Source organism: Marinomonas ushuaiensis DSM 15871 (assembly GCF_000521805.1).
Lineage (GTDB): Bacteria > Pseudomonadota > Gammaproteobacteria > Pseudomonadales > Marinomonadaceae > Marinomonas > Marinomonas ushuaiensis.
Genome location: NZ_JAMB01000002.1, coordinates 214,486 through 228,741 on the forward strand (window position 1 = coordinate 214,486; position 14,256 = coordinate 228,741).

A 14,256-nucleotide genomic window follows, 5' to 3' on the forward strand; every position below is an offset into this window, starting at 1 on the left:
CTTTGCTCTCCAATTAAGCTTTAACTTTAACAGTATCATAAACCAATTGTGCGCCCATCGTCGCCGATAAGGCCTGCACAACTGGGTGTGAATTTAAATGTTCAATTGCTACCTGCAAGGCGTCTGCACGCTTACTGGCGGCAAATTCTTCTGCGGTCACACCGCTAGTGTCTTCCACGGTATCTATTATGAGCGGTACTTCCATATTGAAGAAGCCACCTAATGCACCTTGAATTTGTTCGTAGCGCATTTGATTCAACATGTGACCATATTCCAAAGGCACCTCTAAACGAATGCCTTGATCGCTCGCATCAACCAAACTGGAATTCATTAAAATATTTTGCACTAAGCCAGTCAAAGACAAACGTGGCGCAACCAACCACCAATGTTTCATGGTCAGTTCATTATAATGATTGAGCTCTGGCATTGGCATGCCTAAAGCGGGCTGAGCAATTGTATCTGGAATTTTTGACAATCGTGTGTCTGGCTCTTTCTCATCTTCTATAACCGGCAACGCTTCAGCGTCGGCACTTAATGCGCTTACTAAATCTGCAGCTGGATTAAAAGGATCGATTACGTCCGCTATTGCACGTTCTTCTGCTTCATCTTCATCTTCATCTTCTTGAGCGTCGTCTGAGAATTCTGATTCAGCAACAACAAAGGGTTTGTGCTCACGAAGTGCTTCTGATGTTTCAACAACTTCTGGCGTCTCAACGACCTTTTCGGTCTCAGTGATTTCAGGGGTTTCAACGAATTCCGATGAAGCCGTTTCTGGCTCAACCTTTCTTTCTATTTCAACTGTGTCAAGAGCAGTAATGTCAGGATCAATAGAGTCAACTGGAATATCATCTTCACCAGACAACTCAACGTCAGTATCGGTTGAGTCATTCGCTGTTATTTCAGGTTCAATACTAACGTCAGGATCAGCATTATTTATTGACGGATCATCTTCCCAGGGCGGACGCTCTTGAGAAGACAAATATTTGGACTCTGCCTCTTGTGTTTTTTCAGGCGTTTTTTCAGGCGTTTTTTTAGGTGTTTCTTCTGAATTAGCTTCTTTCTTTTCTTCTACCTGATCAGAGATTGGTGTTTTTTTTTCCGTTACTTCCTGTGGAGCAGTGACAACAGGTGGAACATCATGACTCACAACCATTGGCGGAGTAGGACGAAATGCAATCAGTCTTAACATCAGCATTTCAAAACCAGCACGAGCAGAATGCGCAAGGTGAAGGTCTCGACGCCCTATCAACAAATTCTGATACATGACTTGAATTTCTTCTGAACTCACACTCGCAGCAATACCTTGTATACGAGCCAAATCACCAAGCTGATCAAGTAATGCACCTGACACTTGCTGCTCGATAGCAACACGATGCAGGCATTCTAGTAAGCTGCCGCAGATAGCGGTGAAATCCGGCTGATAATCAGCAAGTCCTGAGATGCGAGACAATACATCGGCGGCATTTTTGGACACGACACTTTCTAATAAATCCAAAACTTGGGCTTGATTAACCAAACCCAACATGGCGGTCACACCAGATTCAGAAATCGTACCATTACCAAACGCAATCGCCTGATCCGTTAAACTCAAGGCATCACGCATACTGCCATTGGCAGCTTGGCCAATTTGCCAAAGGGCTGGTTGATCAAAATTAATTTGTTCAGATTTCAATACAGTTTGTAGATAATCCACTACGCGCTGCGGGGACATATTTTTCAAATTGAACTGCAAACAACGAGACAGAATAGTCACTGGGAGTTTTTGAGGATCAGTTGTTGCCAATAAGAATTTAACGTGTGCTGGCGGCTCTTCAAGGGTTTTCAATAACGCGTTGAAAGAGTGTGTCGACAACATGTGCACTTCATCTATCAAGTAGACTTTAAAGCGACCACGAGTCGGTGCGTATTGAACGTTTTCCAGCAGCTCACGAGTGTCTTCAACTTTGGTTCGTGACGCGGCATCGACTTCAATCAAGTCAACAAAGCGACCTTCAACAATTTCTCGACAGCTATCGCACGTTCCACAAGGTTCAGGAGAAATACCATTCGTTTCACAGTTTAGACATTTCGCAAAAATACGCGCTATGGTGGTTTTACCCACACCGCGAGTTCCGGTAAATAGATAGGCATGATGTAAACGCTGTTGGCGCAGAGCATTAACCAACGCTTGAAGTACATGATCTTGCCCAGCCATTTCAAGGAAAGTCTGCGGGCGCCATTTACGTGCTAAAACTTGATAACTCATGATGGATACTGGCTGATAAAAAGCGATTTTTTATTGTACGGTAGTCGGAGCAATTTCGAAACCACTCTTCGCGTACTGGATGGTAGGTATTCAGATAAATAACAAAAAACTTCGCCATAAAGATCAATAGCTTGGATTTACAGAAGCATTTCGCTCGACAAAGCCGAACGAAATACTTTTTAAACAGAGAAAGTACTAGTTTGTTTTTGCTTTATTTAGTTACTTTCACTTACGTTACTTTCACGAACTTGCCGTTGGCGTTCTTTTTCTAGTGCTTTTTCTACACGGTGTTTTTCAACTGCATCAGAGACTTCCGCACCGATATGCTCTTCACCACGAGAACGAGCCAATTGAACTTGACGTTCACGCTCTACAAAGCGCTTGCGTTGTTCATCGGTGAACTTGTCTGCACAATGCACACAGCTTACACCTTGGATGTAACGCTCGTCTTGCTTCTCTTCTTCTGTAATAGGCATACGACAAGCATGACATTGGTCGTATTCGCCTTTTTCTAAGTCATGATTCACAGACACACGATTATCAAAAACAAAACACTCACCTTCCCACATGGTTTCTTCTTTTGGTACTTCTTCTAAGTACTTCAAGATGCCGCCTTCAAGGTGATAAACTTCCTCAAAGCCTTGTTCTAGCATATAAGCGGTGGATTTTTCGCAACGAATACCGCCAGTACAAAACATGGCCACTTTCTTTTGCTTTTCTGGGTTCATGTTTTCTTTTACATACGCTGGGAATTCACGGAAGGTATCGGTCTTTGGATTGACTGCATTTTTGAACGTACCAATTTGCACTTCATAATCATTACGAGTATCAACCAATACAACGTCTGGATCAGAGATCAAATCATTCCAATCTTGTGGTTTGACGTAAGTTCCAACCACACGTTTTGGGTCGATGCCTTCAATCCCCATAGTGACAATTTCTTTTTTCAATTTTACTTTTGTGCGGTAGAAAGGCATGTCTTCGTCGTATGACTCTTTGGTCACAATATTGTCCAAACCTGGCAGCTTTGAGAGCCAAGCCAACATTACATCAATCCCTTCACGGGAACCTGCAACGGTTCCGTTAATCCCTTCACTTGCTAATAACAAGGTGCCACGAATTCCATTATCTTCTAATGTTTTCTGAAGTGGTTCACGGATGGATTCAAAATGAGGAAGTTCAACAAATTTATAAAGGGCACAAACAACAACTTTAGACACACGTAATCTCCTATGCGATCTGGAACGTAAAACCAGAGCAATTAAACAAGGCGCGCATTATAGAGATTTATCAGACATTTTTCGAGTTTGTTTTAGTAGAAAAAACCACCTAAATCACAGTATCAAAAACAAATACCTCTAAACTATTGATCTGGATCAAGCGTTTTTCCTGTGGTGTTATTTACTCGAAACCAACCCGCCACACTGTGTCGAGTCTTTTTTGCCACAAGTACTTCATGATAAAAACACTCGCTCAAGAAAATAGCCAATCGCCCTTTAATCGGCGAATAACGCCCCACTTCTATTTCGGGGTTATGTTCATCATAAATAACCAACTCACCACCATCTCCGTATTCCCAGCTCTCATTTAAATATAAAACGGTGGAGAGGATACGGTTACTTTCTCCTTTAAAAGCGTCAATGTGCTTTTCATAAAATGCGCCTTTTTCGTAACGTGCGAAATGCGCTTCATAATCAAACAAACCTAAAAATAAACGACGATTCAATGCCACTCGTAGCGTTTCCATCATTTTTAAAAAGTCTTTTTTAATTGGTTTGTCAGGATCAATCCATTGAATGTAATCGCGACGCGCGTCAAGCACCACTTGGTGATCTTGCTTTCTTCCGACACCGGCTTGTAGCATGTAGGCGTTTTGAATATTTTCTACCTCATCCATTAACGCTTGAGTAAAATCAGCTGAGAAAAAATCATCCTGAACGCTCCAACCTTTAGTTTGTAAATCCATCAATAGGTTCGAAAAAGGCTCTTCTCGGGTAAAGGTGGGAATGGAATTTTCAATATAAGGATTTTTTGTTAACCAAGCGTCGAAAGACATAGATAGATTAATCACTTTTAAAAGGGCAAAATCACCAAGGTCGTTATAGTACTGTAGCCACTCACCTAACACACCAAGAATTCAATACTTATGATCCAGCCTTTTATATTACGAGACTATCAAAGCCAAGCCGTTGAGGCGTCGCTTACTCATTTTCGTAACAGCGATGACCCTGCTGTGATTGTTTTGCCGACTGGCGCAGGTAAAAGCCTTGTTATTGCTGAGTTAAGCCGGTTAGCAAAAGGTCGTGTCATTTGCCTTGCTCATGTAAAAGAACTCGTCGAACAAAACCATGCTAAGTTTCTTGCGACTGGGTCATCTGCTGGTATTTTTTCTGCGGGTTTAAGTCAGAAAGACAGCTCAGAAAAAACCACTTTCGCCAGCATTCAATCCATTGCGGCAAACCTAGATGTTTTCCAAGAAGCCGTAAGCTTAATCATCATTGATGAATGCCATCGTGTCGGTATGGAAGACAGCGGGCAATACAATAAAACATTGGCGCATTTTCGAGCTCTGAACCCTAAAGTAAAAATCCTCGGCCTAACAGCCACGCCTTATCGCTTAGGCAGTGGCTGGATCTATCAAAACCATTATCATGGTTACACACGTCAATGCACCAACAACCTTTTCAAAAAGTGTATTTTTGAATTACCACTTCAACACATGGTAAAAAACGGCTATTTGACGCCTCCTATTCATTACGATGCTGCGATTGCCCATTATGATTTCAGTCTATTAACCGAGAGCTTAGACGGTGAACAAAACACAGACGACATCGCTTTAAATGAGCTCATTCATAAATATCCGCGCGCCACGAAAGCCGTCACCGAGCAAATCATGCAGCTCAGCCAAGCACGTCAAGGCGTAATGATCTTTGCCGCAACGATAGATCACGCCAAGGAAATCGCCAGTTATTTGCCCGTTAATGAAACAGCTCTTATTACGGGAAAAACAAAACTCAAACAACGAGACGCTTTAATCGATGCATTCAAAGCCAAAGAAATTAAATACCTTGTTAACGTTTCCGTTTTAACCACAGGGTTTGATGCCCCTCATGTGGATGTGATTGCGATTTTACGACCGACTCAATCTATTAGTTTGTTTCAACAAATTGTAGGTCGAGGTTTAAGGCTAAGCCCAGAAAAGAAAGACTGCTTGGTATTGGATTACACAAATAACGGTTACAACATATTCCAACCAGAAATAGGCGAAAAAAAACCAACACAAGACTCTGTTGCCGTTCAGGTTCATTGTCCTGAGTGTGATTTTGCCAATACGTTTTGGGGAAGAAAAGACGCTGAAGGAAACATTCTTGAACATTTTGGCCGTCGTTGCCACGGTTTAGTCGACTCTCACGAAGGCGAAGTTCAATGTTCTTATCGCTTTCGCTTCAAACGTTGCCCTGTTTGTAACGAGGAAAACGACATCGCCGCCCGACAATGCCAACATTGCGCAGAAAAACTTATCGACCCTGATGACTTGTTAAGAAGCGCCTTAAACCTAAAAAACAACAAGGTATTACGCTGCTCCGACATCACACCAGAAATAATTTGGAAAGACAAAAGCCTGAAAATTACTTATCACGATGAAGATGGCTTAACGCTATCTGAAACCTTTCGATTCAATTACAAAAAATCACGACAGTCTTTTAATGATTTGTTTGGTAGAAGAGTGGTAAATGGCAGTCAATCCATTCAATTTGACACATTAGAAGAAGTGGAGAAGTTTCTACCTTATCTCCCCACACCAGACTTCGTTATCGCTAAAAAGCAAAAACAACACTGGCAAGTTACAGAAAGATTATTTGATTACCAAGGACCTTACAGAAAGGCAAACGAGCTTCAATAAAAGCTACTTTATTGCATTTTTATAAGACGCTTCAAAAGGTAGATTTAGACGTTTTAAGTGGTTTATAGATTCGTCGCCCAAAACACCTTTAGGGACGCCATTCAGCAATACAAACCAGTAATTAGCAATCATGTTATCAGTAAAGATACCGGCTGCTTTTTCGTCTATACCAACTTGCCTAAAACGTTTCTTAATGCCTTCTGAAATCACCGCCATTTGCTTAGTATGAAAGCCACCGTTAGCCAAGCTATCCAATAAAACCTGTCGTGTAAATTCAGCGTAAGCGTCATAAAATTCGAACAGCATTTGAGCCGTTTGCAGTAAATAATCAATGGGAGAGGTACAAGCCTTTTGCGCTAAGGCTGCCGCACGTAAAGACACATCCATTTCATCAAAAAAGATGTCTTTTACTAAAGAGAGTTTATCTGGAAAATGAACGAACAATGTCCCAACAGCAATACCAGCCTGATCACTTAAATAACGGGTGCTAGTTGCTTCTATGCCTTGTGACAAAAAAGCTTGCTTAGCAATCGTTTTAATTTTTGACCGTGTATTGGCTTTTTGTTGCTGACGAAGACTCACCTTAACACTCCCTTAAATAATATATTTACAGAGTCTAGCCTGTCTTTTTTCGAAAGACGAGCGTTTTCAATGGCGAGCATTTTTAAATACTAAAGAGAATATTAACGAGCAGAATTAACCTTAGGCATGGTAGAGCGAACCAACGACTTAGATAAATCTGTCATAAAAGCTTCAACGCGTTCAGCATTCAAACCATAATCGCCACTGCCAATCCTTGAACAAGAGCGCATATCTATTCGAACAGTATCCTCATCCACCTTCATGACTCGAATAATAACATCGTCACGGAAGCCAAAAATAGGCGTTCTAGCGGTAGCTTCTAAAAGACCCGCTTGAGAGTATTTAGCAACAACCTCCCATCCGCGCTGCTCAACCAATGCGCTAACAGTTTTATATACATCGTCTTTCTTCAACTTAGTGAAAATAGGCTTAATATCTTGATAATGCTCATGCTGAATAGGAGCATTATCATAATCATAAGCAAGGTCATTTTCATTATACATACGAATAAAGTTTACATTTAAAAACGCTGGCGGCATTTCTGTGTCGGTTGTCACATCATTAATTCTAGGCAATCCTGCTTTTTGAATATAAAAAGCAATCCACATCGAACTGTAAACAACAGAAACAGTTAAAACCAAAATAAAGAAACGCTGACTCGCAATATTTCGCTCTTTACGACAAATACCTAAAGATAAAATAGCAAGAACAGACAAAATCAAAGAAGCAAAGACACTTTTTCGTAATATAGAGAAACCTGTTAAAGGCTCAAAAATACCAACTCGAACACCAGCAATAGAGATAAAAGCTACGCACCCTACTAACATAAGGAGAACGTATAACACTGGAGAGATATAACGACTCATAGACAACTCATAGTACAAAAAAGAATAAAAGACACAATATCGTGACTAGATGGCAACGAACAGAAACAATAAGCCGATTTCAACTCATTCCTTTATATTTGCATATTTACCCCAAATCAATCCGCAATACATTCAAGATAGAACGCATAAAGAGTTAATGATTCTAAATATTTAGCCATTATTAAGATGTTATTTCATAACGCAAAGCAGGATAATAATTACATTCAAAAAATAGAACACAGAAGCTATGAAACTGACATCGAGAAAACATTGCGTAGATACTCTCCGCGAGCAATGCAAATTGCAATCTATGAGGCCGTTTATCGCAAGAGGTTCCAATGCCATTCGATGCTCACATTGTTTGATGGCGGAGTTTGCGTGTTTTTGTCATCTAAGGGAAAGCAATGATTCTCCGATTAATTTCATTTTGCTTTTCCATCGAAATGAAATACACAAGCCAACCAATAGCGGCCGACTCATTGCGGATCTCTTTCCTGACGATACTCAAGCTTATCTTTGGAGCAGAACAGAGCCACAACAAGACCTGCTCGATCATCTCAAAAGCCAGCAGGGAACTTGCACCCTATTATTTCCTCATACAGAAACCGCCCAAGCACAAAATAGGCAACCACGAACAGAGTTTGCTGACGTCTACGGCAATAATAAAAAACATACCTTTATTATTTTGGACGGAACATGGAAACAGGCAAGCAAGATGTTTCATCAAAGTGAATGGCTGAAAGACATACCTCATTTTGAAATAAACAGTGAGGCACAGCGTTCATTTTTGGTTCGCCATTCTCATCATAAAATGCAGTTTGCAACTGCAGAAGTGACTGCAATGCTACTTGATTCATTAGGTCATAACATCGCAAGCCAAAAGCTATTCAATTATTATCAGGCTTTTAATGAGCACTGCCTCGCGAGTCGAAAACGAGGCAGCAAAACCGATTAAATTTGTAAAATAAGACAGACTAAAATTCGTGATTAAGTTTTTTCTACGAAGGCTTTTGCTGAATGGATAAAGGCTTCAACGCCTTCTTTTGGCGTTCTAAATGATGTCACTAAACGCACCACACCTTCTCCCCAGCGACCACCGTAAAAGGTAAAATCTTGCTCCGTTAAATGTTCTGTCATGCCTTTTGGAAAGGTGCAAAATACCATATTCGCTTGAGCCGGTGTATTAATTTTTACACCAGGAATGGTAGCCAAACCATCTTGCAACAACGCCATCATGCTGTTTGCTTGCTCGGCATTTTTACGCCATAAGTCATCCGTCAGGTACGCTTTCATTTGAGAAGACAACAAACGCATTTTTGAATGCAAATGACCGCCACGCTTACGACGAAACGCCAAATCCTTCGACAAACTCTTATTGAATACAACAATGGCTTCCGCCGCCATCGTACCGTTTTTCGTTGCCCCAAATGACAAAATATCGATACCTGCTTTCCAGGTCATTTCTGCAGGAGTACAACCTAAGGCAACCAAAGCATTAGCGAAACGAGCACCATCCATATGAACCGGTAAACCCGCTTCTTTTGCGATATCGGTAATAGCGCGTAGCTCTTCTAAACTATAAACACTACCGACTTCTGTCACTTGAGAAAGACTCACCGCAGAAGGTTGGCAAGAATGCACATCACCTATTTTGTGATAAGTCAGTGCTTTCAATTTAATTGGGTCGATTTTTGCGTCTTGGCCATCGATTCCAATCAATCGCGCCCCACCTGTATAAAACTCAGGCGCAGAACATTCGTCATTTAAAATATGACTTTCTGAATGACACAACACACTGCCCCAACTTGGCGTCATAGCACCAAGGCTCAACACATTTGCAGCGGTTCCTGTCGACACCATAAAAACATCAAGATCACACTCAAACAAAGCAGACAACATTTCTGTAACTTCCGCAGTTACCTCATCGTTTCCATAAGGCATTGCGTCGCCTTGCGCCGCGTCCATCATTGCTTGAAAAACAGACTCTGACGCGCCCGCTGTATTATCACTGGCAAAAGTAACCTTCATTCATTTGTCTCCGTCTATTTGTTATTCATCATTGTCTAAAACTATTTATTAGTAGTAACAAAAAAACGCCAAACAGGACAGCTCCCACTTGGCGTTTTTTCAATCATAACTTTGTATTTCAATAAGAAAGACTAAGATTCGACAGTTTTTACATGAAAGGCACCGACTTCGGCATCAATCACTTCAACACGAGTGCCCGCTTCAATTGGCGCAGTACAAATCAACTTCCAGTTCACACCAGAATAATGATAAGTCACTGGTGCTGTAGGCGAAACAGACTCTTGTAACATAAATTGATGGCCGACCAAATCACCTTGTGCTTTTTTAGGACTCACATCCGATTGCATGCGCTTCAATGGCTGCCAAAGCAACCCAGCAGCAACAAGCGTAAACACACCGGTACACAAAGACGCACCCAGTACACTGTCTGGTAACAGCCCGGCATACAACAAGATACTTGTTGTAATCGCGGCGACACCAACAAAAAACAGTACAAAGGTCGCAAAGCCCAACACAACGACTTCGACAACCAGCAAGATCAAACCAATAATAAACAAACTTTCCGCTAGGTTATTGGTTAATAAATCCATGGCTAGCTCCCTTTTGACATTTTCTGAATAATTGTCATTGCCTGAGCAACAACAGAAGCGGCATCTGTACCACCATCAGGTAACAAGACAACAGAAGATTCTTTCGCAATCGCATGTTTCGCTTCAATGGCTTTCGTCGCCAAATCCAGCTGAATGGCTTTTTGGCCTTCCTCTGTCGCTGCTGCTTCACCGACTTGACGCAATGACTCTGCTTGAGCGGTAGCAACGGCAACAATCGCCTTCGCTTCACCTTCGGCTCTCAATACTTGTTCTTCTTTGTCAGCTTCCGCTGCCAAAACAACAGAGGCTTTTTGACCTTCAGCACGGTTAATCGCTGCTTGGCGATCACCTTCTGATTCCAAAATCTGCGCACGTTTCACACGTTCCGCTTTCATTTGAGCTTCCATCGCCTCCATAACAGATTGCGGTGGAATGATGTCTTTAATTTCGTAACGTAAAACCTGAATACCCCAAGGACCAGCCGCCTCATTGATCGCTGCAACGATATTGGTATTCAAAAGATCACGTTCTTCGAATGTTTTATCCAACTCCATTTTACCCAATTCAGAACGCATTGTTGTTTGGGCTAACTGAGTCACAGCAAAAACATAATTATCTACGCCATATGTCGCTTTGTATGGATCAAGTACGCGAAAATACAATACGCCATCAACATGCAAAGAAATATTATCTTTGGTGATAGCACTTTGTTCAGGCACATCAACAGCCTGTTCTTTTAGAGAACGATTTGCAGAAATACGGTCGATAAAAGGGAAGATGAAATTCAGTCCCGCTTCTTTCGTTGATTGGTACTTACCAAAACGCTCAACCACATACGCCTGATTTTGCGGCACAAACTTGATCGAATTTTTTAGTGCTAACACAACCAACACTAAAACTAATGTTTGGATGCTTAACAAATAGTGAAGTATTTCTTCCATAAACCTAACCTTTATTCATTGTAAGACAATATCAAACTTGTATCTTGTGAAAAAAACATCCAAGAACACAAGAAAAAACGATTCATAAATCGCTCCCCAGTAGGCACTTTTTAACATCAAAAGTCACCCATAAAAAAAGATAATTTAGCGATTATCAATAGCATTTAATACAAGAGTCGCCTGTAAACGACTTTGACCAAAACGAGACATTTTCTCAAACTCATCCCGGGCGATTGGAACATACTGACAATCCAAAGGGTTTTGCGTGTTATCTTTAGCTTCATAGTCTGGATCATGTACCAAAATACAATGCTCATCGTAGCCTGACATCACTACCCAGTGAGGCGCTTTTTTATCATCCATACGAAACGTACTGATCAAAATAATCGCCAACGATCCAGAATAAAAAGCGCCAATCAATTGCTCTAATGGCATTACAGAATAATGAACAGGAACCTTTGATGTTTCGCATTGCTCAGTAAAACTGTCATGCACTCGTGTGATTACTTCTTTTTTCAAATCATCGCGCACACTATTCACAAACAAAGGCCCTTCTTCACTTAACCAGACTTGTGCGGATAAACCACGTTTTTGTGCCGCCAAAGCCAATCCCATTGGATGACAACCACCATGGCCTGATGTCATAAAAATCGTTGTGGCTTCGCGCCAAATCTCCAACTCATCATTGGGTGTGGCTTGATACTCCGGATGCAGCGCCGACAACACCATTTGCAGTGACGCAGGCCCACAGGTAAAAGGCGTCCCTTGTGCCAACCAAGGCAAAGGTCGAGCCGTTTGCTCGCTACTCACATGGCGCAACGGCTTTTGCATACGGATCGCGTCTGTTTGGTCTTCGTAATACGCGTCATAATGACCAAACTCGCGGTATCCCATTGTGCGATACAGAGTGATGGCGTTTTTGTTTACGTCACTGACTTCTAAACGTAGTAAGTTTTTACCTTTTTTAATGGCTTTTTGTTCGCACGCTTGAATCAAGGCTTTACCAATCCCTAAACCACGCGCCTGAGGCGATACAGCAAGAGAATACAAACGCGCCAACCTTGTACCTTGCCTAAGATGCAGTAAAGCGTAACCAAGCAAACTCTGGCCTTCTCCAGCCGCCACCAACAAAGACGACCCTGCGCTGCTAATCGCCCGACGAAAACTACGACGACTCAAACGGTCACCAGAAAATGCACTTTCTTCCAACGCCAACAGAGCGTTTACATCCTCTATTGTCGCAGAGCGAATCTCTAAGTTCGAAGTCATGGAATTAGAAACTGAATTGCCAGTTATTGTATTGCTTACGGCCGTGTTGCTTGTTGTCATTAGATCGCCTCAGAAAAGGGCAAAGAGTCGCTAGAATCGTTCCGTTAAAACATGGAATAAGTCGGAAAAGAACGATAGAAATTTTCGCGCATTTTAGGACCAAACTTCATAAAAAGATAGCTTAATATTTAATCAAAAAAATATTTATTTTTACGATAAAAACGATTGTTAAAAGAGAGAAACAAGCGCAATATCCGCTCAAATTAAAAGCACATAAAAACGGCTGAAACGCCCTTCAACAAGGCAACACAAGCAAATCAAATAGATTCTATTGAGAAGGAAAAGCAAAGCCAATGTCACAGACGTACATTGTTGTTGATCAGGCCAAAGATTGGTCAGCGTTTTTACCCAGTGATCGAGTGATCACCTTTACCCAATACTTAAACTTGGCGACCAAAAGCCAAGGACGAACACGCATTATCAACCTATGTAAAAGCAGCAAATATCTGTCTGATGGATATTACTGCTCTCTGTTGGCAGAAAGCCGTGGTCATCACGTTATGCCTTCTGTTCGTGCCTTAAACGACATCAGCAAAAAAACACTGTACGAAATGCAAGTCGCGCAATTATTGCCTGCGCTTGCGCAAAAATTGGGCACACCAGAAACGCCAACCGAACTGAGCTTCCACTGTGTATTTGGCAAAAGTACGCAACCAGAGATGAAAGAATTCGCACGTAAAATGTTCGAAGCCTTCGCCTGTCCAGTGTTAGAAGTGAAATTAAAATTCCGTAAAACCTGGCAAGTGAGTGATTTGCAAATCACTTCTCACAAGAATTTAAACGACGAAGAAGAAACCTTATTCGCAGAATCATTAGAAGCCTTCAGCACTAAGGTATGGAACAAAAGCCGTGCCTTGCGTACCGCGAAATTTGACTTGGCGATGCTGGTAAACCCAGACGAAGCAATGCCGCCAAGTGACGCACAAGCGTTGAAAAAATTCGTACAGGCAGGCAAACAACTTGGCATCCAAGTCGACATGATTGGACCAAAAGACATCATGCGCTTGCCAGAATACGATGGCCTTTTCATTCGTGAAACCACCAACATAGACCACCACACTTACCGCTTCGCGAAAAAAGCCGAAGCCGCAGGTTTGGTCGTCATGGACGACCCGCAATCTATCATGCGCTGTACCAATAAGGTGTACTTGGCGGATCTATTTAATACCCATAAAGTACCATGTCCAAAAACACGCATCGTACACAAGGGTGAAAAAGACGTAGAAAAAGCATTAGAAGCCGTCATCAACTACCCAATGGTAGTAAAAATACCTGACGGCGCGTTTTCAAAAGGTGTGATCAAAGCGGAAAACCGCGCGGCGCTGACAGAGAGTCTAAACACGCTATTCAAAAAATCGTCTTTGTTATTGGTACAAGAATACCTTTACACCGAATTCGACTGGCGTATTGGCGTGTTAAACAACAAACCCATCTTTGCTTGTCGTTATTACATGGTGAAAAATCACTGGCAGATTTACCAACACAGTGAAACCAAAAGCCAAAGTGGTGGTTTTGATACATTACCCACCTTTGAAGTGCCAAGGCGCGTCTTACAAGCCGCGATTGCTGCAACCAAACCGATTGGCGATGGTTTATATGGCGTTGATGTAAAAGAAATTAATGGCCGTGGTTACGTTATCGAAGTAAACGACAACCCAAGTATTGACCGAGGCGTAGAAGACAAATACCTAGGCGACGAGCTCTACATGCACATCATGTCGGAATTCTTACGTCGCATGCAGCTGAAACGCAGCGACACACTAAGCTAACG

The 14,256-nt window shown here is 41.9% G+C and carries 12 protein-coding genes; 3 read left to right on the plus strand and 9 right to left on the minus strand.

The features are described from left to right. Window positions 1–13: 13 nt before the first annotated feature. From dnaX to MUS1_RS04470, 3 genes are all read right to left on the minus strand, one after another. Window positions 14–2,245 carry a DNA polymerase III subunit gamma/tau gene (gene dnaX / locus MUS1_RS04460; RefSeq protein ID WP_036159580.1) on the minus strand — a complete coding sequence of 744 codons (2,232 nt, stop codon included), beginning with the start codon at window positions 2,243–2,245 and terminating at the stop codon, window positions 14–16. Window positions 2,246–2,460: 215 nt separating this feature from the next. Then, on the minus strand, window positions 2,461–3,465 hold the full coding sequence (gene trhO, locus MUS1_RS04465; RefSeq protein WP_036159583.1) for an oxygen-dependent tRNA uridine(34) hydroxylase TrhO: 1,005 nt from the start codon (window positions 3,463–3,465) through the stop codon (window positions 2,461–2,463). Between the two features lie 143 nt (window positions 3,466–3,608). Next, a complete protein-coding gene (locus MUS1_RS04470) occupies window positions 3,609–4,373 on the minus strand; it encodes a 2OG-Fe(II) oxygenase (protein ID WP_245595742.1) in 765 nt (254 codons plus the stop codon). A gap of 18 nt (window positions 4,374–4,391) precedes the next feature. On the opposite strand from MUS1_RS04470, the gene radD reads away from it, so the two are divergent. Next, entirely contained in the window at window positions 4,392–6,149 is a 1,758-nt protein-coding gene (radD, locus tag MUS1_RS04475) for a DNA repair helicase RadD (protein ID WP_036159585.1), read from the plus strand. A 3-nt stretch (window positions 6,150–6,152) separates the two neighbouring features. Here radD and MUS1_RS04480 read toward each other — a convergent pair whose 3' ends face one another. Both MUS1_RS04480 and MUS1_RS04485 read right to left on the minus strand, forming a co-directional pair. Beyond that, window positions 6,153–6,731 (minus strand): TetR/AcrR family transcriptional regulator, encoded by a 579-nt coding sequence (locus tag MUS1_RS04480; protein WP_036159587.1) that lies wholly within the window; start codon window positions 6,729–6,731, stop codon window positions 6,153–6,155. Window positions 6,732–6,832: 101 nt separating this feature from the next. Beyond that, the gene (locus MUS1_RS04485; protein ID WP_036159590.1) at window positions 6,833–7,597 is read right to left on the minus strand and encodes a DUF1499 domain-containing protein; all 765 of its coding nucleotides are present in this window, start codon (window positions 7,595–7,597) and stop codon (window positions 6,833–6,835) included. A gap of 310 nt (window positions 7,598–7,907) precedes the next feature. Between MUS1_RS04485 and MUS1_RS04490 the strand changes: the two genes are divergently transcribed. After that, window positions 7,908–8,552, plus strand: coding sequence for a tRNA-uridine aminocarboxypropyltransferase (locus tag MUS1_RS04490; protein ID WP_245595743.1), 645 nt, complete (start codon window positions 7,908–7,910; stop codon window positions 8,550–8,552). Window positions 8,553–8,584: 32 nt separating this feature from the next. On the opposite strand, the gene MUS1_RS04495 is transcribed toward MUS1_RS04490, so the two are convergent. From MUS1_RS04495 to MUS1_RS04510, 4 genes are all read right to left on the minus strand, one after another. Continuing rightward, a complete protein-coding gene (locus MUS1_RS04495; RefSeq protein WP_036159595.1) occupies window positions 8,585–9,625 on the minus strand; it encodes a threonine aldolase family protein in 1,041 nt (346 codons plus the stop codon). A gap of 131 nt (window positions 9,626–9,756) precedes the next feature. After that, window positions 9,757–10,215: an NfeD family protein gene (locus tag MUS1_RS04500; protein WP_036159599.1), complete on the minus strand. Its 459-nt coding sequence runs from the start codon at window positions 10,213–10,215 to the stop codon at window positions 9,757–9,759. Between the two features lie 2 nt (window positions 10,216–10,217). Next, on the minus strand, window positions 10,218–11,156 hold the full coding sequence (locus tag MUS1_RS04505; protein ID WP_036159602.1) for an SPFH domain-containing protein: 939 nt from the start codon (window positions 11,154–11,156) through the stop codon (window positions 10,218–10,220). 144 nt (window positions 11,157–11,300) lie between these two features. Further along, the gene (locus MUS1_RS04510; RefSeq protein ID WP_211236427.1) at window positions 11,301–12,485 is read right to left on the minus strand and encodes a GNAT family N-acetyltransferase/peptidase C39 family protein; all 1,185 of its coding nucleotides are present in this window, start codon (window positions 12,483–12,485) and stop codon (window positions 11,301–11,303) included. A 293-nt stretch (window positions 12,486–12,778) separates the two neighbouring features. Between MUS1_RS04510 and MUS1_RS04515 the strand changes: the two genes are divergently transcribed. Next, complete coding sequence (locus tag MUS1_RS04515; RefSeq protein ID WP_036159604.1) at window positions 12,779–14,254, plus strand: RimK family protein; 1,476 nt, start codon at window positions 12,779–12,781, stop codon at window positions 14,252–14,254. Window positions 14,255–14,256: the final 2 nt, after the last annotated feature.